This window comes from Methylobacterium sp. J-001, assembly GCF_022829565.1.
Taxonomy (GTDB): Bacteria; Pseudomonadota; Alphaproteobacteria; order Rhizobiales; family Beijerinckiaceae; genus Methylobacterium.
Genome location: NZ_JAKSYN010000227.1, coordinates 92,918 through 112,053, shown reverse-complemented (window position 1 = coordinate 112,053; position 19,136 = coordinate 92,918). Strand labels below are relative to the sequence as shown.

The following is a 19,136-nucleotide window of genomic DNA, read 5'->3' as shown; positions in this document are numbered from 1 at the left end:
CATCATTATTGGCATTTCTGCGATCGCCGATCCGAATTGGGCTTTTGCGGAACCTGCTTTCGAAGCGAATCACGAAGTCCAACTGGAGGAGCTCTCGGTCACCGGCCAGGGCGGTCCGTCCCGGGCCCCGGAGGGCTACGCCCCCGCGACCACGATCAGCGCCACCCGCACCGACACGCCCCTGCGCGATGTCCCGCAGACGGTGGTGCCGGTGACCCGACAGGTGCTGGAGGACGCCGCCGCCACGCGGATCGATACCGCCCTCGACCTGGCCGGCGTTGGCCGCTCCAACAATTTCGGTGGGCTGGGCCTGTCCGAAGTCACGATCCGCGGCTTCTCGGTGTTCGACTACTATCGCAACGGCTTCCCGATCGGTCGCGGCTACCCGAACGTACCGGACGTCGTCTCGATCGAGCGGATCGAGGTGCTCAAGGGTCCGTCGGCCTTCCTGTACGGCCGCGGCGATCCCGGCGGCACCTTCAACATCGTGACCAAGCAGCCCCTGGCGGACCGGTCGCTGGCGATCGGCACGCAGTACGGCAGCTACGGCGCCAAGCGCAGCACCTTCGACGCCACCGGGGCGCTCGACGCGGACGGCCAGGTGCTCGCCCGCATCACCGGCGCGGTCGAGGACAACGGCAGTTTTCGCGATTACGTGAGCGGCGACCGCTACCACGTCGCCCCCGTCCTCGCCTGGAAGCCGAGCGCGGACACGACCATCACCCTGGAAGGCGCCTTCGTCAGCACCGGCACGACCTTCGACCGTGGCATCGTCCCCCTGCAGGGCCGGCTGCGCAACGTGCCGCGCTCGCGCTTCCTCAGCGAGCCCGGCCTGCCGCAGAGCGTGGTCCAGGACGCCCTCAGCCAGCTGCGGATCGAGCACCGGTTCGACCCGGATTGGGTGCTCACGGCCGGCGCCCAGGTGCTCGGCGGGTCCCTGAAGAGCTGGGGCGTCGGCGCCGCCGCCAACGGCTTCCTGCCGGACGGCCGCACCCTGCGCCGGAACCTGGAATGGCGCGACCTGACCTGGTCCGACACCGATCTGCAGGTCAATCTCGCGGGCAAGTTCGACACCGGCTTCCTGCACCACACGCTGCTGCTGGGCCTCGAATACGATCGCTATCGCTACCGGGAGATCTTCGATCGCTCGAACGCCGCAGCCTATCCCTTCCTGCTCGACGTCCTGGCGCCGCGCTACGGGCAGGCGCTGCCGCGCAGCCTGCCCGCCATCACCAACCTTCTGCAGCACACGGAGAGCTTCGCGGGCTACGTCCAGGACCAGATCGACATCACGCCGCAGCTGCACGCCCTGGTCGGGGTCCGGGTCGAGGATGTCGGACAGGATTCGACATCCTACCTGACCAACCGCACCACGAACCTGCGGGGCACGGAAGCGCTGCCGCGCTTCGGCCTGGTCTACGACCTGTCCGACGCGGTCTCGGTCTACGGAAACTACGCGCGCTCGTTCAAGCCCAGCACCGGCGTGGACCGGCGCGGCCAGCCCCTCGCCTTCGAGGGGGGCGAGGGATACGAGGCCGGCGTGAAGGTCGGGCTGCTCGACGGGCGGCTCGACGCCACCGCGGCCGTGTTCGACATCCGCCGCACCAATGTCCCGACCACGGATCCGATCGATTCCGCCTTCAGCGTCGCCGCCGGCGTGGTGCAGAGCCGCGGCTTTGACCTGACCGTGGCGGGCGAATTGGCACCCGGCCTGTGTGCGATCGGGACCTACACCTACGTCGACGCCGCGGTGGCGCGGGACAATGCGATCCCGGTCGGAACCCGGCTCGCCAACATCCCGACCAACAGCTTCGCCATGCAGGCGGTCTACGAGGTCCAGGGCGGCGACCTGAGGGGGCTCGGCTTCGGGGGCGGGCTCACTGTCGTCGGCAAGCGCGCCGCCGGCACCGCCCTGTCCACCTTCACGATGCCCGCCTACACGGTCGTCAACCTGATCTCGTATTATCAGATCACGCCGGATGTCCGGGTCTACCTCAACGTCGACAACCTGCTCGACGAGACCTACTACGACCGCGCCTTCCAGAACCGCTACGCCACCCCGGGCCAGCCGCGCACCATCATGGGCGGCGTCGCGGCACGATTCTGAGGGCCGCCGGCCCTACGCCGAGGCCGCCCGCATCCAGCCGAGGCCGGCCTCGGTGCCGGCGGCCGGGTGGTATTCGCAGCCGACGAAGCCGGCATAGCCCACCGCCTCCAGGGCCTCGAAGATCGGGTCGAACGCAATGGTGCCGGTTCCGGGCTCGTGACGGCCCGGATTGTCGGCGATCTGGACATGGGCGATCAGCGGCGCGTGCGCCCGGATCAGCGCGGCCGGGTCGTGGCCCAGGCAGACGCAGTGATAGGCATCGAACAGCAGCTTGACGTTGTCCCGGCCGATCGCCCGGATTGCCTCCACGGCCTTGAGCGGGTCGTCGATCACGTAATCGGCGATCGAGCCCGGGCCGATCGGCTCGACGATCACGGTCATGCCGCGGGCCTTGGCGGCGTCGGCCGCGAAGGCGAGGTTGTCGAGATAGGTCTCCCATAGCCGCGCGGGCTCGGCCCCGGCGGGCCGGACGCCCGCCATCGGGTGGACCATCCGGCAGCCGAGCTGCTCGACGTAGTCCAGGGTCGGCGCGATGGTGGAGCGGTAATAGGCGACCTTGTCCGGCAGGGCGGCAAAGCCCTTCTCGCCCTTCGCCGCGTCACCCGCCGGAAAGCCGGTCTGGACCAGCGGCACGCCGGCCCGCTCGAGCCAGCCCGCGACTTCCGCAGCCGGGGTCGCGAACAGGTTCGGATGCTCCACCGCCCGGAACCCGGCCTTGGCGGCGGCGGCGAACCGTTCGGATAAGGGCAGCTCCGTGAACAGGAAGCCGCAATGGCCGCTGAGGCGGTCTGAGAAGGCACCGAGCTTCATGGATCAGGCCCTCTCAGCCGTCTCGATCGCGGTGCGCATCCGGTCCACCGCCGCGTGGGGCGCGGTCAGGACCGGGACGTCGACGGCCGCGCGCACCGCCTCGGCCGCCCGGGAGGTTGAGAAATGCGCCAGCATGATCGCGTCGCACTCGGAGAGCTCCGGCGCCCGCTCGGCGATGAGCCGGTTGTGGGTCTCGGCATCGCCGGCGCGCAGGCGTGCCATGGCATCGTCGACGAGGATCGTGCGCAGGGTCGCAGACCGGCCGGACTGGCCGACGAACTCCTCGAACTCGTCGGTCATGGTGCCGATCGAGGGGCCGAAGGTTGCCAGCATGCCGATGCGCTGCCCTTGCGCGATCGCCGCGCGGAACATCGCCTCGTTCGGCTTGAGCACCGGCACCGGCACGGTCCCGATCAGCCGGTCGATGGCCGGCCCGAAGGCCGAGCAGGTGATCAGGATGCCGTCGGCGCCCATGTCGTGGCCGTAGCGCCCGAAGCGTACGAACCGGTCGATCATGCCCGCGGAGATCTCCCCCGGCTCCTTGGCCCGGTCCAGGGACAGACCGTCATCCAGCAGGTTGACCGTCTCGGCCTCGGGCCAGCGCTCCGTGAAGGCCGCCTGGATCGGAGCCATCGCAACGGGCGTCGCGTGCAGGAAGACGATGCGGGGGGCCATGCTGTCTCCCGGGATGTGGCGCAGTGGGACGTCCGGTCGCCGTTCAGCGTCTTGTAAGCGATTTCAAAGCGCTGGCAAGATATCTCCGATCCGCCTTAGTCGAGAGCCGGTTTCCGCGGCGGCGCCGTGCTGGCGCGCAGGATCAGCTCGGCGTCGATCTGGGTGAGGCGCACCACCGGGCGGCCCTGCATCCGGGCGATGAGGTGGTCGCCTGCGGCGTGGCCGATCTCGGCGGAATGGATCCGGATGGTGGTGAGCGCCGGGTCGAGGAAGGGCGCGAAGTCGGAATCGTTGTGGCCGATCACCGAGAGGTCGCCGGGCACGTCGAGGCCCCGAGCCCGGGCCTCGATCATGGCGCCAAAGGCGATCTGGTCGGTGCCGCAGATGATCGCGGTGGGCGGCGCCCCTCCGGCCAGCATCTGGCGGAAGCCATCGCGGCCGCCGCCGATGCCGTAGGAGATCTCGATGTCGTGCTCGGGGGCGAGCGTCAGGCCGCGCGCCGCCAGCGCCTGGGCGATGCCGGTGACGCGGGCGCCGCCGCGGTCGTTGTCCTTGCGCAAGCCGGAAATCACGCCGATGCGGCGATGGCCGAGATCCACGAGGTAGTTCGCGGCCCGAGCCGCGGAGGCGGCGTTGTCGAAGCCGACGCAGGGGCGCTCGCGCGACAGGCTGAAGGTCTGCACCATCGGGATGCCGTGCCGGGCGATGCGGGCGTGGAGATCCGGGTGGTGGATGTCGCCGACCAGCATCAGCCCGTCGACGCCGCGTTCCAGCAGGAAGGTCGCCTCGCGCAACTCGTCCTCGAGGTCGTAGCCGGCATTGGCGGCGACCAGGGTGTAGCCGGCCTGGCGCAGCCGTTCCTGGAAGCTCGACAGGACGCGCACGAACGCCTCGTTCTCGATGTTGGGCACCACGGCGCCCACCGCCATGAACCGGCGGGTCGAGAGCGCCCGGGCGGCGCCGTTGGCGACGAAGCCGAGATCCTGCGCGGCCCGCATCACGGCCGCGCGCTTGTCGGCCCGGACCCCGGCCGAGCCGTTCAGCACCCGGGACACCGTCGCGGTGGAGACCCCGGCCCGATGGGCCACGTCCCGCGCCACCGGGCTGCGCGCGAGCGGTTCCAAGATCTCCCCCGGCAGGTCCAACACTGAAATGCGACTCCCCCGGCAATGGCCGCCCACGCCGCGTCCGACGATCGGGACCGGCAGTATATTGACACCCCGCAGCGATCCTGGCTATCTGAAAGCGCTTTCAAAAACCGCACGGCTCTAGACCAACGGGCCGCGACGGAATCCAGGGAGGAGCGGATGGCGACGTTCGACCAGCCGGCTTCCGGCCCGGAGGCAACGCAGCGCGACTCGGCCATCGTGGACCAGGCAGACTCCGAGGCGCCCGGCATTGCCGGCCCGCAGGCTCTCGTCACCAGCCTCAAGCGCAGCGACGCGGTCACGCCCTACCGGTTCCGCGATCTGCTGGCGCTCGACGATTTCGAGCGCCATGCCCGCCGGCTGCTGCCGCACATGATCTTCCAGTACGTCGCCGGCGGCGCCGAGACCGGAGCCGCGCTCGCCCATAGCCGCGGCGCCTATGCGGATTACGCCCTGGTGCCCCGGCTGATGCGCGACACGTCCGGGCGCGACACCGCCACAGAGCTGTTCGGCCACACCTATGCGGCGCCCTTCGGGGTCGGGCCGCTGGGCGGGGCCGCGTTCATCGCCTATCGCGGCGACATCGTGCTCGCCGAGGCGGCCCGGCGGATGAACCTGCCGATGATCCTCAGCGCCTCCTCGCTGATCAAGCTGGAGGACGTCTACGCTCAGAACCCGCAGGCCTGGTTCCAGGGCTACCTGCCCGGCGACCAGACCCGGATCGACCGCCTGCTCGACCGGGTTGCGGACACCGGCTACCGGACCTTCGTGGTGACCGCCGACACCCCGACCTTGGGCAACCGCGAGCACAACACCCGCAGCGGCTTCTCGATGCCGATCAAGGTCACGCCCAAGGTCGCGTGGCAGAGCGCGACCCACCCGCGCTGGCTGCTGGGCACCGTCGCCCGGACCTTCCTGAAGCACGGCGCCCCGCATTTCGAGAACACCGAGGCGACCCGCGGGCCGCCGATGATGTCCCAGGGCGCGGTGCGCAACACTATCGCCCGGGACCAGCTCTCCTGGAAGAACCTGGAGGCGATCCGCAAGCGCTGGTCCGGCAACCTCGTGGTGAAGGGGTTGCTCGCCCCGGAGGATGTCGAGATCGCGAAAGGCTGCGGTGCCGACGGCGTCATCCTGTCGACCCATGGCGGCCGCCAGCTCGACCACGCCATCGCGCCCCTCGACGTGTTGCCGGAGATCGCCGCCAAGAAGGGCGGCCTGAAGATCATCGTCGACAGCGGCATCCGCCGCGGCACCGACGTGATGAAGGCCCTGGCGCTGGGCGCCGACTTCGTCCTGCTCGGCCGGCCCTTCATGTTCGGCGCCGCGCTCGGCGGGGCGGCGGGCGTCGAGCACGCCATGCGGATCCTCAAGGAGGAGCTCAACCGCGACATGGCGTTGATCGGCGTGAACCGCCTGACCGAGCTGAACCCGGACTTCCTGCGCCGCGTCCCGCGGCGAAGCTGACCCGGAGACCGGCATGACCGACGACGCGCCCCGCCCTCTCCTCGGCCTCGCCTTCGTCGGCTGCTTCACCACCGCGCGCCGCCGGGCGCGGGGCCAGGGCATCGACATCTACCGCGTCGGGGCCGAACTCGACGACTGGACCCATCTCGGCCGGGTCGACGGGCTGGAGAACCCGTCCTTCCTGGTCGCCGATCCGGCCCGCGCGGTGGTCTACACCGTCCAGGGCGACGGTGCGGCGGCCACCGCCTTCGCGGTCGCGCCGGACGGCACCCTGCACAGCCTCGGCAGCGCGGAGACCGGCGGCACCAACAGCGTCCATCAGGCGCTCGACCCGAGCGGGCGGTTCCTGATCGTCGCCAACTACGCCAGCGGCTCGGTGGCCCTGATGCCCCTGCGCCCCGATGGCGGGCTGGAGCCGGCCGCGCAGGTCCTGCCGATGCCGGGCGAGCCCGGCCCGCACCGGACCGAGCAGGCCAGCGCCCACCCGCACCATATCGTCCTGTCGCCGGACGCAGGCCACGTGCTGGTGCCCGACAAGGGCCTCGACCGGGTCTTCGTCCTGCGCCCCGACCGCGACCGCCTGGGCATCGTCTCCGAGGCCGTGCTGCGCCCGGGCGCCGGCCCGCGCCACATCGCGTTCCACCCCGGCGGTACCCTCGCCTTCCTCGTCAACGAGCTGGATTCCACCATCGCGACTTGCCGGTGGGATGCAGAGACCGGAACGCTCACACCGGTCCACGTGGTGCCGACGCTGCCGCCGGACTTCTTCGGCGCGAGCACGGCGGCGGCGATCGTGGTCACTCCCTGCGGGCGCTTCGTCTACGCCTCGAACCGCGGCCAGGATGGGATCGCGCGCTTCCGGGTGGAGGGCGCCCACCTCGAACCGGCCGGCTGGACGCCATCGGGCGGCCGGGACCCGCGCTTCATGACCCTCACGCCGGATGAACGCCACCTGCTGGTCGCCAACGAGCAGGCCGACAGCCTGGTCGCGTTTGCCATCGACCCGGGCAGCGGCGACCTCACCCCGACGGGCTCACGCCGGAGCCCGAGCCCCTGCACGATCGCGTTCCTATAAAAATACAAAACAAAAACATGACGATACCGGAGGAAGCCCGATGTTTGCCAAACGATACAGGTTCCTGATCGCGGCTCTGCTCTTCATCGCCGGGATCATCAACTACATGGACCGCGCGGCGCTCGGCGTGGCCGCGCCCTTCGTCAAGCAGGACCTCAACCTGTCGCCCTCCGAGCTGGGGGTGATCTTCAGCACGTTCTTCTTCGGCTACGCCTTATTCGCCTTCGTGGGCGGACAGCTCGCCGACCGCTACGGCCCGCGCAGCGTCTACACCTGGGCGGCGACCGCCTGGTCGGTCCTGTGCATGCTCACCGGCGCGGTGACCGGCTTCGCCCAGATGTTCGTGGTCCGCGCCCTGTTCGGCTTCGCCGAGGGGCCGATGAACTCGACCACGAACCGGACCATCACCACCTGGTTTCCCCGCGAGGAGACGGCGCGGACCATCGGCTTCACCTTCTCGGGCCAGACCGTGGGCAGCGCCATCGCGGCCCCCGTCGTCGGGCTCCTGGCGATCCAGTACGGCTGGCGGGTGGCCTTCGTCGCCATCGGTGCCGTCGGCCTGCTCTGGGTGATGGCGTGGCGGATCCTGATGACCGACCGCCCCCGGGACAATCCCCGGGTCTCGGCGGAGGAGATCGACCTCGTCGAGCGCAGCCGGGCCGTCTCCCACCTCGCCGCCTCCGACCACGAGCGGTCGTTACGCGGCTACTTGTTCCTGCCGAGCACCCTGTCGCTGGGGCTCGGCATGTTCGCGGTGAACTACACCCTGTACATCTTCCTTTCCTGGCTCCCGAGCTACCTCACAGACGCCCTGCACATGCCGGTGCAGCAGATGGCGTTCGTGGCGTCGATCCCCTGGGCCTGCGGCTTCGTCGGCTATGTCGGCGGCGGCATCGTCGCCGACCTGCTGTACAAGCGCATGGACGACAAGCTGGCGGCAAGGAAGATCACCACGATCGTGCCGCTCGCCATCGCGGGCATCGCGTTGATCACCGTCAACGCCGCGCCGAACGCCACGGTGGCGGTCTCCCTGATCGCTCTGGCGGTGCTGATGCTGACGAGCTCGGTGCAATCCTGCTGGGCGACGATCCACGAGCTGGTGCCGGAGGCGCGGGTCGGCGGGGTCAGCGGCTTCATCCACCTGCTGAGCAACATCTCGGGCATCATCGGGCCGACCGCGACGGGATTCGCCGTGCAGTATCTCGGCGGCTACGCCAGCGCCTTCGTCATCGCCGCCCTGATCGCGGCCGCCGGCGTCATCGCGATGGCGATCTTCGTGAGGCGTCCGCGCAGCCCGCAGGCGGCCCCGCCCCTCAACGCGGTGAAGACCGCCTGATCCCGGAGCGAACCCGATGAGCGCCCCAACCGATACGATCCCCCAAAAACCCGTCCTGCTCACCGGCGCCTCCGGCGCCCTCGGGCGGGTGCTGACCAAGGCGCTCGGCGCCCAGGGCTGGACGCTGCGCCTGACCGACCGGGTGCCCTTCCCCGACCCGCTGCCCGAGGGCGCTCGCTTCCAGCGCGCCGACCTGGAGGACGGCCCGGCGATCCTGCGGCTGGCAAAGGGCTGCGGCACGATCCTGCATTTCGGCGGGATCTCGGTGGAGCACCCGTTCGAGACCGTGATCGGCCCGAACCTCCGCGGGCTCTACCACGCCTACGAGGCGGCCCGGCGGGAGGGGGCCCGGATGGTGTTCGCCTCCTCCAACCACGCGATCGGCTTCCACGAGCGGACCGAGGTGCTGGACGACGACTGCGCCCTGGCGCCGGACGGCTATTACGGCTTGTCCAAGGCCTATGGCGAGCTGATGGGCGGCCTGTACCGGGACAAGCACGGGGTCGAGAGCGTCTTCCTGCGCATCGGCTCCTGCTTCCCGGAGCCCACCGACGCCCGGATGCTGGCGACCTGGCTGTCCTACGCCGACATGACCCGCCTGGTCGCCCGCGCCACCCTGGCCCCGAGCCTCGGGCCGAAGAGAACGGTGGTGATCTGGGGCGCCTCGCACAACAGCCGGATGACCTGGTGGCGGCGGGACGGCCGCGCCGTGATCGGCTGGTCCCCGCAGGACAGCGCCGACTCCTACGCCCCGGCGCTGGAGGGCAAGACCAGCGGCAACCCGGTGATCGAGCGCTACCAGGGCGGCGGCTTCACCGCCCTCGACTATTCCCGCACCGAGCCGCCGGCCCGGTGAGCACAGGATCCGAGACGATGGGAGCCGGCATGGCGGACGAGCAGCGCGCGACGAAGCTGAAATGCGCCCTGGTGGTGCGGGGCGCCTTCGACGCCCATGTCGTCCCCGCCTTCGCGGCGGCGGGCGGCCGGGCGGCGATCGACTGGGCGCCCACCGCGGTGATCATGACGGCGCTGGAGGCCGGCGAGACCGCCGATGCGGTGTTCGTGCTCTCCGACGCCATGGACCGGCTGATCGCCGCGGGAAAAGTCGAGCCGGAGACCCGGATCGACGTGGTGCGCTCCCGCTACGGCATCGCCGTGAAGGCCGGGGCGGCGCACCCGGACATCGGAAGCGTCGAGGCGCTCAAGCGGACCCTCGTCGCGGCGCGCTCCGTCGCCTATTCGCGCACCGGTGCCAGCGGAATCTACTTCGCCGGCCTGCTGCCGCGGCTCGGTTTGGCCGATGCGGTGAACGCCCGGGCGACGATCATCCCGCAGGGTTTTACGGCGGAGAAGCTGGTCTCGGGCGAGGCCGACATCGCGGTCCAGCAGATCAGCGAGCTGATGGTCGTCCCGGGCATCGCGGTGGTCGGGCCGTTCCCGGAGCCCGTGCAGGAGGTGACGACCTTCTCGGCCGCGATCCTGCGCGGCGCCGCCGACCGGGAGGGCGCCCTGCGCTTCCTCGCCGGGCTGACCACGCCGGAGGCGGCGGACGCCTACCGCGCCAGCGGTCTCGAGCCGGCTTTCTGAGACAATTCGAGACGCCTCCACCGTCATTGCGAGGGCAGCGACGCAAACCAGGGACACGCATCCTTCGAAGATCGCGCGCTGCACTGGATCGCTCCCGATGACGGCGCAAAGACAAAAGAACCCGGAAAACAGCGAGGACACCATGATCGCCAGCGAACAGGATCGGATCGTCCGGCAGGTGTTCTTCAGGCTGATGCCGCTGCTCTTCGTCGGCTACGTCATGGCCTATATCGACCGGATCAACGTCGGCTTCGCGGCCCTGCGGATGAACGCCGATCTTGGCATCGGCCCGGCGGTGTTCGGGCTCGGCGCCGGGATCTTCTTCATCGGCTATTTCATCTTCGAGGTGCCGAGCAACCTGATCCTGGAGAAGGTCGGCGCAAGGCGCTGGATCGCCCGGATCATGATCACCTGGGGCCTGCTCTCGGCCGCGATGATGTTCGTGCAGGGCGCGACCAGCTTCCTGATCCTGCGCTTCCTGCTCGGCGCGGCCGAGGCCGGGTTCTACCCGGGCGTGATCCTCTATCTGACCTACTGGTTCCCGAAGGCGTATCGCACCCGGATCTTCGGCGCCTTCGCGGTCGGCATCCCCGTCTCGCTCGCGATCGGCGCCCCGCTCTCGACCACGATCATGCAGCTCGACGGGACCCTGGGTCTCAAGGGGTGGCAGTGGCTGTTCCTGCTGGAGGGCATCCCGACCACCCTGTTCGGCTTCGTGTTCCTGGCGCTGATCCCGGACCGGCCCAAGGATGCGCTCTGGCTCGCCCCGGAGGACCGCACCGCCCTGCAGACCCTGATCGATTCCGAGCAGAGCAGCGTCGCCGGCGCCCACGGGACCAGCCTGCGGGCGGCCCTCTCGGACCCGCGGCTGATCGCGCTGTCCTTCATCTACTTCGCCAATACCGGCGCCAATCTCGGCCTGGCGTTCTTCCTGCCCCAGATACTCAAGAGCACCGGCCTGTCGGACATGCAGACCGGCCTGATGACGGCGGTCCCCTACGTGTTCGGCGTGGTTGGCGGCCTCACCGTCGGCTGGATCTCCGATCGCTACGACGACCGCCGGATCACCCTGGCGACTGCGCTTGGCCTGACCGCGACCGGGCTGGCGCTCGCCGGCTTCGCCACCGGCTCGCTCTGGGCCGTGGCGTTCATGGCGCTCGCCGCCGCCGGGCTCTACGGGGCCAAGGCGCCGTTCTGGGCGCTCCCCTCCGTGTTCCTGAGCGGCAGCGCGGCGGCGGGCGGGATCGCGCTGATCAACTGCATCGGCAATCTCGGCGGCTTCGTCGCCCCCTCGATGGTCGGATGGATCCGCGAGACCACCGGCAGCTTCGAGGCCGGCCTGTACTTCCTGGCCGCGCTCGCCCTCTCGGCCGTGGTCGTGACGCTGCTGGTGGTCAATGCCAAGTTCGGCGATGCGCGGCGGCCGGCGGTCGTCGCGACCCTGCCGGCGGCTCCGCGCATCTGACGCTCCAGCGTCAGGTCTCCGGCAGCGGCTCTCCTATCGTTACCGGGGGAGTGCGGGACCTCGCGCGCAGACCGACTCGGGCGAAGGCGCCGGCCCATCACCAAGCACAGAATTGACAATCTTTGTCATTGTCCGGCACCGTGATCCGAGGAGGTGCCGGTATGGCCACCATGAATGTGTCCCTCCCCGATCCCATGAAAGCGTGGGTCGAGGCCCAAGCCGAAACGGGCCGCTACGCCAATGCCAGTGATTATGTCCGCGACCTGATCCGACGGGACCAGGACCGGCTTGCCAAGCTCGGAGACTTGCAACGGCGGATCGATGAGGGCCTGGCTAGCGGCGTCAGCGGTCGTTCGGAGGAAGAGATCCGTCAGCTTGGGCGAGAGAGATTGGCGGCCATGCAGGCGAGATGATCTTCCGGACATCGCCGCAAGCCGACGAGGACATTGCCGAAGCCTACGCAACGGGCGCGCTGCACTTTGGCGTGCCTCAAGCCGAACGCTATCAGAACGGTCTGTTCGACACATTCCGGACGCTTGCTGCGAATCCTCGTATGGCGCGCGAGCGGCCCGAATTCGAGCCGCCCGTGCGGCTTCATCCCTATCAGGCGCATATGATCGTCTACATCGAGGACGGAGCGGCTATCCTGATCGTTCGCGTCCTGCATGGCCGGCAGGATTGGGAGCGCGCCCTGTCCTAGAAGCGGTTCGGCGGCCGTCGCAACGAACCTGATGCCTGTAAGCTGCGGCGCGACGTGCTCCGGCCGAATGGCGATGGGCCTTCCTCAGCGCGGGGTCTATTGTCGCCGCTAGGGGTATCCGGGGCTTCGCGACCGCAAAAAAGTCCTTATGCTCGTGCTGTCCGGACGCCCAATCGTGTCCGAACGGATCGCCCCCTTCATGCTGAAGACAGCCTTCGTTGCCGCCCGCGACCGTCAGAGGCTGTCGGAGATCGCGTCGATCCTGATCGGCTTCGGCGTCACCCGCGTCGTGGACCGCCTCGGGCTGCGCTATCTGCCCCTGCTGCCGCGTCGCCGGCCCCGGGTCGACGTCACCCGCCTGTCCGAGCCCGAGCGCCTGCGCCGGGCGATCGAGGCTCTGGGCCCGACCTTCATCAAGTTCGGGCAGGTCCTGGCGAGCCGGCCGGACCTGCTGTCCCCGGCCTGGACCGAGGAGCTGCAGAAGCTCCACAGCCAGGTCGTCCCGGTGTCGTGGGAGCAGATCGGCCCGCAGCTCGAGCAGGATATCGGCGCCCCGCCCAACGAGGTGTTCGCCGAGTTCGACACCAACCCGATCGCCTCCGCGTCGATCGCCCAGGTCTACAGGGCACGGCTGCACTCGGGCGAGGACGTGATCGTCAAGGTGCTGCGGCCGAACCTGCGCAAGATCATCGAGGCGGATCTGCGCCTGATGGCCCACGGCGCCCGGATCGTCGAGAACGAGTGGCCGGACATGGCCCGCTACCAGCCGCGCGAGCAGATGCGCCACCTCGCCGACGGCCTCAACGGCGAGCTCGACCTGCTGAACGAGGCGCGCAATTGCGAACTCCTGGCGCAGATCTTCGTGGACCGCGACGACATCGTCTTCCCGAAGATCCACTGGGAATATTGCTCCGAGCGGGTGCTGGTGCAGGACTTCATCCACGGCATCCCGCCCAACGACGATGCGGCGCTCCGCGCGGCCGGGCTCGACAAGAAGCTGCTCGCCCAGAAAGGCACCGACGCCTTCCTGCAGATGGCGCTGATCGAGGGCGTGTTCCACGCCGATCCGCACCCGGGCAACATGCTGGCCCTGCCGGGTAACAAGATCGGCTTCATCGATTTCGGCATCATCGGCCGGCTGTCGCAGCGGCGGCGCTCGCAGCTGCTGGTGCTGATCGGCGCCATGCTCAAGCAGGATGCGGATGGCCTGATGGCCGTGCTGCTCGACTGGACCGGTACCAGCAACCCGGACCTGACCAAACTTCAGGTCTCGGCCACGTCCTTCGTGGAGAGCCATTCCTCGATTCCGCTCAATCTCGGACTGGTGCTCACCGACTTCATGAACATGGCCCGCGAGAACGATCTCGCCATGCCGACCGATCTCGCGATCCTGTTCAAGGGCCTGGTGACCGCCGACGGCGTGATGCGCCACCTCGATCCCGATTTCGATCTGTTCGCGGCGGCCGGTCCGACCGTCAAGGCGAGCATGCAGACGCAGTTCTCGCTGGGCGCCCTCAAGCAGAAGGCCGAGGCGCTCGGCGTCGGCCTCTACGGCGCGGCCTCCGAATTGCCGACCCTGATCCACCTGATGCTGGTGCGCCTCAAGCAGGGCCGCGTCACCGTCGAGATCGAGATCAAGGGCCTCGACAAGGTGACCCGCGGCATCGAGCGGGCCGCGGCCCGGGTCGCGGTCGCCCTGGTGGTGGCGGCCTTCGCCACCCAGCTGGCGCCGCGGCTGATCGACATGGGCACGCCGGTCTTCATCTCGATCGGGCTGGTGATCTTCATCCTCGGCATCGGCTGGCTCGTGCTGCTGATGCGAAACAAGTGACGTATTTCGTATTCGCCTGGATCAGCCATTCTAGTTGCCGGGCGATGCCGAATACACAGTTCATTTGATTACCGCAGATATCGTGCTAGCCTCGGGCACCCTTCGATTCGCGAGGTTGCGAGCGGAGTGCGCCACCAGAAGCGGTTCGATCCGCCGGCGCCTCCGAGCCTCGACAGCGCGTCGCCGCACCTCGTCATCGGTGGGTCTTTCGTCGCGCGCGGGCGTCGCGGAGGAGGATTGCTGGGAAGGGGGCTGGGGATGGATGCGGGCCTCGTGGTGCCGCGTGCGGACGGGACGGACCGACGCCTCGCCGCGCTCGAAGCCGAGAATATGCGCCTGCGGGCCCTGCTGATGCAGGCGACCGGGCAGGCGGATACGGAACGGCAGCGCAGCCGGCGGCTCGGCCGCATCATCGAGGCCGCGAGCCGCGTGGAAGCTGGCCGCCTCGGGCGCGGGCCCTTGCCGGCACACGCATCGCCCGCTCTCCACCATCCGGAATCCGGCCGCGTCGAGACCTGGTCCGCGCCGTCCTGGGCCGGCGAGCTGATCACCCCCGGGATGCTGCAGGTGGCCGCCGACGTCCTGGAGGTTCTGGATCGCGACGGAATCCTCATCACCGCGGGCGAGAACGGCCCGGCCGGCCTCTGCGGCCGTCATCCTGCCGGCACGATCGGCCGCCACTGGATCGAGATCTGGAGCCGCGACGAGGATCGCGACGCGGTCGCCGCTGCGCTCGCCAAGGCGCGGCTCGGTGGGGCGAGCCGCTTCCAGGCGAAACTCGAGACCGGTCGGTCGGCGACTTGGTGGGACATCGCGGTGACGCCGGTCGGCGGGCAGCACGGCCACCCGGAGCGTGTCCTGGCGGCATCCCGGGATATCACCGAACTCAAGCTCACCGAGGCGCGCCAGACCCTGCTGATGCAGGAGCTGTCCCACCGGATGAAGAACACCCTGGCCATGGTTCAGGCGGTGGCGGCGCAGACCCTGCGCAACGCCGGCTCCCTGGAGGCCGCCGGCGAGGCCCTCGCCGCCCGGCTGTTGGCTTTGGCCCAGGCCCACGACGTGCTGCTCCAGGGCTCCTTCGCGGCGGCCTCCCTAGTCGGGCTGGTCGAGGGGGCGGTGTCGCTCCACGGCGATGGAGTCTCGGGCCGGTTCCGGGTCGAGGGCGCCGATGTGACGCTGGGCCCGCGCCACGGCATGGTCCTGGCGCTGATGCTGCACGAGCTCGGCACCAACGCCGCGAAATACGGCGCGCTCTCGGTGCCCGACGGGCAGGTGATGATCACCTGGACCGTGGCTGAGACGGATGACGGCGCCACCCTGCGGTTCCGCTGGGAGGAGGTCGGCGGCCCGCCGGTCAGCCCGCCCACCCGCACCGGGTTCGGGACGCGCCTGATCGCCCGCAGCCTCGCCCACAGCTTCGGCGGAACGGCGCAGCTGAGCTATCCGACCACCGGCGCCGTGCTGACCTTCGAAGCCCCGCTGGCCGCCGTCATCGCCGGGTGAGCCCTATCGGACGGCCGGCGTGTCCTCGCGAAGATCCCGCAGGGCCGCGACGGTGGCGTCACGCAGGCTTCGAAGCGCCGCGAGCCGAGCCGCGAGGTCGGTGCCGCCGCCCTTCACCGCCTGTTCGAAGTCCCGACAGGCCTGGGACAGATCTGCGCAGCCCAGCATGCCGGACATCGACACCAGGGTATGGGCCTCGCGGGCGTAATCGGCCTCGGCCCTGTCCGCGCCGTCGAAGGCCGTGGCGAGGCTCGCCGTGAAGCGATCGACCAAGCGCGTGAGCTTGTCGGTGCCGATGACACCTTCGAGTTCGTCGAGCGTCGCCCGATCGACGAGAGACTGTGACACCATCCGTCTCCGGCAGCGGATACGCAGAACGCTTCGACAGAAGCGCGCAATCGCCGCGCGGTCCAGCCGACGTTTCCGATCCCGATGGACTCTGCCACCGTTTCCACAGGGTGCCCACCCGGATATCCGCTGAGCCGGGGCCGCGCTGCGCTCAGCCCTCGGAGGAACCTGCACCGTGACGGCCTACAGCCTGCGCGCCCGACTGCTCGCCCTGTGGGTCCTGCTGCTGGCCTCGGCGGCGGCCACCGCCTACCTGATGTTCGGCTTCTACAGCCAGTCCACCGCGGTCCAGGTCGCCCAGGCCGAGGTCGCGGTCGGACGCGCCTGCCGGGAGATCATCGACCGCTATGCCGCCCTGGGCCGCCGCAGCGTGGGCGGCATCGCGCGCGCCGAGCTCGGTCCCACCGTCGCGGCGGCGCTCGACGCCTATCCCGGCATCGAGGGCGGTGTCTGGAGCGCCACGGACGGGTCGCTCGCCTACGCGTATCCCACCTACGAGGGCACCGGGCCGAAGACCGACCTCCCCGAGGCGGAGCGCGACAGCATCGCCGCCGTGAACGCCCAGGCCCTGCGGGTCGACCACGCCGTGGCGATCCGCCGACCGAGCCGGACGCAGGTGCTGCTGGTCCAGGGCTGCCCCCTGCACGGTCCCGAAGCCGGGCTGACCGCCTGGACCATGGGCCGCGCCCACGTCAACGACGGCCCGGCCTATACCCGCTTCCTGGCCGGCCTCGGATTCCTGGCCGTGACCGTGCTGGGCTCGGCGGCCTTCCTCGGGTGGTTCCTGTACGGATTCTCGCGCCGGATCGCCCGGGTCGAGGCCGCCCTGGCGGCGCCGCGGCCGGACGGCGAGGACCTGCCTCGCCTGGCCCCGACCGGAGAGCGCGAACTCGACCGTCTGGTCGACGCCCTCAACGCCGCGGGCGGACGCCTGTGGGAGGCCCGCGCCCGGGTGGTCGCCGCCGAGCGCCTGGCCGCGGTCGGCCGGCTCGCGGCCAGCATCGCCCACGAGATCCGCAACCCGATCGCGGCGATGCGGCTGAAGGCGGAGAATGCCCTGGTCAGCGGCGATCCGGCCCGCGCCACCGTGGCGCTGGAGAGCGTCCTCGGCCAGATCGCCCGGGTCGATCACCTGCTGCGTGACCTCCTGAACCTCACCCAGGCCCGCACGCTCGCGCGTACCCCCACCGACATCGCCGCGCTGCTCGCCGACTGCGCGCATCTGCACGAGGATCTGGCCAAGGCCCGCGCCGTTCGGGTCGCGATCGAGGCGAACGGATTGCCCGGGGCGGAGCGTCCGCAGATCGACGGCGTCCAGGTCGCCCGCGCGTTGGACAACATGCTGCTCAACGCCCTTCAGCACACGCCCCCGGGCGGGACGGTCCGTCTCGGCGCCGAGCGGGTGACGGTCGACGGAATGGTGCGCCTGCACCTGCGGGTCACGGATTCCGGCCCGGGGATCGATCCCGCGATCCGCGCCGGGCTGTTCGAGCCGTTCGTGACCGGCCGGCCGGATGGGACCGGGCTCGGTCTCGCGATTGTGCGCGAGATCGCGCTGGCGCATCGCGGTACGGTCGGGCTCATCGACGACGTGCCTGAGACCACCTTCGTGCTGGACCTGCCATGGCGACCATCCTGATCGTCGACGACGATTCCGCCCTGCGGGAGGGGCTGGCCGAGACCGTGGCCGATCTCGGCCACACGCCCCTGCCGGCCGCCTCCGGCGTCGAGGCCCTGGCGCGTCTGCGCGAGGGTCTGGTGGCCGCGATATTCCTCGACCTGCGGATGCCCGGCGACCTCGACGGCATGGCGACGCTGGCGCGGATCTGCGCCCTGCCGGATCGCCCCCCCGTCACGGTGCTCACTGCCTTCGCGAGCCCGGCCAACACCATCGAGGCGATGCGCCTGGGGGCGCATGACCACCTGACCAAGCCGGTCGGCCGCTCCGACCTCGCCGCGGTCCTCGACGCGATGCTCGCGAGCGCGCGGCCGGACCCGGGGGATACGGTCCCTGAGGGCGGGCTGATCGGGTCGAGCGCCGGCATGCGTCGGGTCCAGAAGACCATCGGACTCGTGGCCGACACGGACTCCACCGTGCTGATCCAGGGCGAGACCGGCACCGGCAAGGAAGAGGTCGCCCGCGCGCTGCACGCCTATTCCGCCCGCCGGGGCCGGCCGTTCGTGCCGGTCAATTGCGCGGCGATCCCGCCCGACCTCTTGGAGAGCGAGCTGTTCGGCCATGTCCGCGGCGCCTTCACGGGGGCCGTCGGCGACCGGGCCGGCGCGTTCCACCAGGCCGAAGGCGGCACGCTGTTCCTCGACGAGATCGGCGATATGCCGCCGCCCATGCAGGCCAAGATCCTGCGGGTGATCCAGGACCGGATGGTCACGCCGCTCGGCGGCCGCTCGGCCCGGGTCGATGTCCGTCTCATCGCCGCCACCCACCGCGATCTGCCGGTGCTGGTGGACCAGGGCCGGTTCCGCGCCGATCTGTATTACCGCCTCAACGTCGTGCCGATCCTGCTGCCGCCCCTGCGCGAGCGCCTGGCCGACATCGTGCCCCTGGCCGAGCATTTCCTCGGGCCCTCGGGCAAGCGGTTGAGCGCGGGCGCCGCCTCCCGCCTGTTGGCCTATGGCTGGCCGGGCAATGTCCGCGAATTGCGCAACACCGTCGAGCGCGCCGCCGTGCTGGTGCGTTGTGCGGTGATCGCGGCCGATGCCGTTGACCTGCCCACCGGCCGGCCGGCCTCGCGGTCCGAGGAGGCCGGCTTGCCGGCGGACTGGCTGGCCGGCGACCTGCCCGGCGCCGTCGCCCGCCTGGAGCGGACCATGATCGCCGTCGCCCTGCGGGAGGCGGACGGCAACCGCGCCCGGGCGGCCCGCCGCCTCGGCATCCAGCGGCAACTTCTCTACGCCAAGATCGAGCGCTACGGCCTCGGAGCGACTGGCACGGACCTGTCCGCAGAACCGACGGTGGATGTCGCAAATCCCGACGCATCCGACGAATCGGACGTGGGTTAAACCACTCACACCCTTGATAATCGTGCCGGGGCGGGTCTCCTCGAACAATTCCAGAGAACC

At 70.1% G+C, this 19,136-nt stretch carries 17 protein-coding genes; 13 read left to right on the top strand and 4 right to left on the bottom strand.

All coding sequences use genetic code 11. From position 1 onward, the window contains the following. The first annotated feature begins 4 nt into the window (after window positions 1-4). On the top strand, window positions 5-2,107 hold the full coding sequence (locus MKK65_RS30085; protein WP_243962055.1) for a TonB-dependent siderophore receptor: 2,103 nt from the start codon (window positions 5-7) through the stop codon (window positions 2,105-2,107). 12 nt (window positions 2,108-2,119) lie between these two features. On the opposite strand, the gene MKK65_RS30080 is transcribed toward MKK65_RS30085, so the two are convergent. The 3 genes from MKK65_RS30080 to MKK65_RS30070 all read right to left on the bottom strand — a co-directional run bounded on the left by MKK65_RS30080 (window position 2,120) and on the right by MKK65_RS30070 (window position 4,716). Further along, window positions 2,120-2,917: a hydroxypyruvate isomerase family protein gene (locus MKK65_RS30080; RefSeq protein WP_243961855.1), complete on the bottom strand. Its 798-nt coding sequence runs from the start codon at window positions 2,915-2,917 to the stop codon at window positions 2,120-2,122. Between the two features lie 3 nt (window positions 2,918-2,920). Continuing rightward, entirely contained in the window at window positions 2,921-3,592 is a 672-nt protein-coding gene (locus tag MKK65_RS30075) for an aspartate/glutamate racemase family protein (RefSeq protein WP_243961854.1), read from the bottom strand. Window positions 3,593-3,687: 95 nt separating this feature from the next. After that, window positions 3,688-4,716 (bottom strand): LacI family DNA-binding transcriptional regulator, encoded by a 1,029-nt coding sequence (locus MKK65_RS30070; RefSeq protein WP_243961853.1) that lies wholly within the window; start codon window positions 4,714-4,716, stop codon window positions 3,688-3,690. A gap of 183 nt (window positions 4,717-4,899) precedes the next feature. Between MKK65_RS30070 and MKK65_RS30065 the strand changes: the two genes are divergently transcribed. The 10 genes from MKK65_RS30065 (at window position 4,900) to MKK65_RS30020 (ending at window position 15,707) form a co-directional block, all read left to right on the top strand. Next, window positions 4,900-6,207, top strand: coding sequence for an alpha-hydroxy acid oxidase (locus MKK65_RS30065; RefSeq protein WP_243961852.1), 1,308 nt, complete (start codon window positions 4,900-4,902; stop codon window positions 6,205-6,207). A gap of 13 nt (window positions 6,208-6,220) precedes the next feature. Further along, window positions 6,221-7,282, top strand: a complete 1,062-nt coding sequence (locus MKK65_RS30060; RefSeq protein WP_243961850.1) for a lactonase family protein — start codon at window positions 6,221-6,223, stop codon at window positions 7,280-7,282. Window positions 7,283-7,322: 40 nt separating this feature from the next. Then, entirely contained in the window at window positions 7,323-8,618 is a 1,296-nt protein-coding gene (locus MKK65_RS30055; RefSeq protein WP_243961848.1) for an MFS transporter, read from the top strand. A gap of 16 nt (window positions 8,619-8,634) precedes the next feature. Next, a complete protein-coding gene (locus MKK65_RS30050) occupies window positions 8,635-9,474 on the top strand; it encodes an NAD-dependent epimerase/dehydratase family protein (RefSeq protein WP_243961847.1) in 840 nt (279 codons plus the stop codon). Continuing rightward, window positions 9,471-10,205 carry a molybdate ABC transporter substrate-binding protein gene (locus MKK65_RS30045; RefSeq protein WP_243961846.1) on the top strand — a complete coding sequence of 245 codons (735 nt, stop codon included), beginning with the start codon at window positions 9,471-9,473 and terminating at the stop codon, window positions 10,203-10,205. The genes MKK65_RS30050 and MKK65_RS30045 overlap by 4 nt, the downstream gene beginning before the upstream one ends. A 142-nt stretch (window positions 10,206-10,347) precedes the next feature. Next, complete coding sequence (locus MKK65_RS30040) at window positions 10,348-11,670, top strand: MFS transporter (protein ID WP_243961845.1); 1,323 nt, start codon at window positions 10,348-10,350, stop codon at window positions 11,668-11,670. A 161-nt stretch (window positions 11,671-11,831) separates the two neighbouring features. Beyond that, window positions 11,832-12,083: a type II toxin-antitoxin system ParD family antitoxin gene (locus tag MKK65_RS30035; protein WP_058192547.1), complete on the top strand. Its 252-nt coding sequence runs from the start codon at window positions 11,832-11,834 to the stop codon at window positions 12,081-12,083. Then, the gene (locus MKK65_RS30030) at window positions 12,080-12,370 is read left to right on the top strand and encodes a type II toxin-antitoxin system RelE/ParE family toxin (RefSeq protein WP_243961844.1); all 291 of its coding nucleotides are present in this window, start codon (window positions 12,080-12,082) and stop codon (window positions 12,368-12,370) included. Before MKK65_RS30035 ends, MKK65_RS30030 begins: the two co-directional genes overlap by 4 nt. Before the next feature lie 199 nt (window positions 12,371-12,569). Next, entirely contained in the window at window positions 12,570-14,201 is a 1,632-nt protein-coding gene (locus MKK65_RS30025) for an ABC1 kinase family protein (RefSeq protein WP_058192740.1), read from the top strand. Between the two features lie 258 nt (window positions 14,202-14,459). Next, complete coding sequence (locus tag MKK65_RS30020; RefSeq protein WP_243961843.1) at window positions 14,460-15,707, top strand: sensor histidine kinase; 1,248 nt, start codon at window positions 14,460-14,462, stop codon at window positions 15,705-15,707. Between the two features lie 3 nt (window positions 15,708-15,710). Here the strand turns inward: MKK65_RS30020 and MKK65_RS30015 are convergent, their stop codons facing one another. Further along, window positions 15,711-16,058: an Hpt domain-containing protein gene (locus tag MKK65_RS30015; protein ID WP_201025759.1), complete on the bottom strand. Its 348-nt coding sequence runs from the start codon at window positions 16,056-16,058 to the stop codon at window positions 15,711-15,713. 172 nt (window positions 16,059-16,230) lie between these two features. On the opposite strand from MKK65_RS30015, the gene MKK65_RS30010 reads away from it, so the two are divergent. Together MKK65_RS30010 and MKK65_RS30005 are read left to right on the top strand one after the other, a co-directional pair. Continuing rightward, a complete protein-coding gene (locus MKK65_RS30010) occupies window positions 16,231-17,694 on the top strand; it encodes a sensor histidine kinase (RefSeq protein ID WP_243961842.1) in 1,464 nt (487 codons plus the stop codon). Then, entirely contained in the window at window positions 17,679-19,076 is a 1,398-nt protein-coding gene (locus MKK65_RS30005) for a sigma-54-dependent transcriptional regulator (protein ID WP_243961840.1), read from the top strand. The genes MKK65_RS30010 and MKK65_RS30005 overlap by 16 nt, the downstream gene beginning before the upstream one ends. The last annotated feature ends 60 nt before the right edge of the window (window positions 19,077-19,136 follow it).

What these genes read in the sequence shown, in the direction of transcription:
- MKK65_RS30080 (WP_243961855.1), bottom strand. Translation starts at nt 2,917, where the DNA reads ATGAAGCTCGGTGCCTTCTCAGACCGCCTCAGCGGCCATTGCGGCTTC.
- MKK65_RS30075 (WP_243961854.1), bottom strand. Translation starts at nt 3,592, where the DNA reads ATGGCCCCCCGCATCGTCTTCCTGCACGCGACGCCCGTTGCGATGGCT.
- MKK65_RS30065 (WP_243961852.1), top strand. Translation starts at nt 4,900, where the DNA reads ATGGCGACGTTCGACCAGCCGGCTTCCGGCCCGGAGGCAACGCAGCGC.
- MKK65_RS30060 (WP_243961850.1), top strand. Translation starts at nt 6,221, where the DNA reads ATGACCGACGACGCGCCCCGCCCTCTCCTCGGCCTCGCCTTCGTCGGC.
- MKK65_RS30055 (WP_243961848.1), top strand. Translation starts at nt 7,323, where the DNA reads ATGTTTGCCAAACGATACAGGTTCCTGATCGCGGCTCTGCTCTTCATC.
- MKK65_RS30050 (WP_243961847.1), top strand. Translation starts at nt 8,635, where the DNA reads ATGAGCGCCCCAACCGATACGATCCCCCAAAAACCCGTCCTGCTCACC.
- MKK65_RS30040 (WP_243961845.1), top strand. Translation starts at nt 10,348, where the DNA reads ATGATCGCCAGCGAACAGGATCGGATCGTCCGGCAGGTGTTCTTCAGG.
- MKK65_RS30035 (WP_058192547.1), top strand. Translation starts at nt 11,832, where the DNA reads ATGGCCACCATGAATGTGTCCCTCCCCGATCCCATGAAAGCGTGGGTC.
- MKK65_RS30030 (WP_243961844.1), top strand. Translation starts at nt 12,080, where the DNA reads ATGATCTTCCGGACATCGCCGCAAGCCGACGAGGACATTGCCGAAGCC.
- MKK65_RS30025 (WP_058192740.1), top strand. Translation starts at nt 12,570, where the DNA reads ATGCTGAAGACAGCCTTCGTTGCCGCCCGCGACCGTCAGAGGCTGTCG.
- MKK65_RS30020 (WP_243961843.1), top strand. Translation starts at nt 14,460, where the DNA reads ATGGATGCGGGCCTCGTGGTGCCGCGTGCGGACGGGACGGACCGACGC.
- MKK65_RS30015 (WP_201025759.1), bottom strand. Translation starts at nt 16,058, where the DNA reads ATGGTGTCACAGTCTCTCGTCGATCGGGCGACGCTCGACGAACTCGAA.
- MKK65_RS30005 (WP_243961840.1), top strand. Translation starts at nt 17,679, where the DNA reads ATGGCGACCATCCTGATCGTCGACGACGATTCCGCCCTGCGGGAGGGG.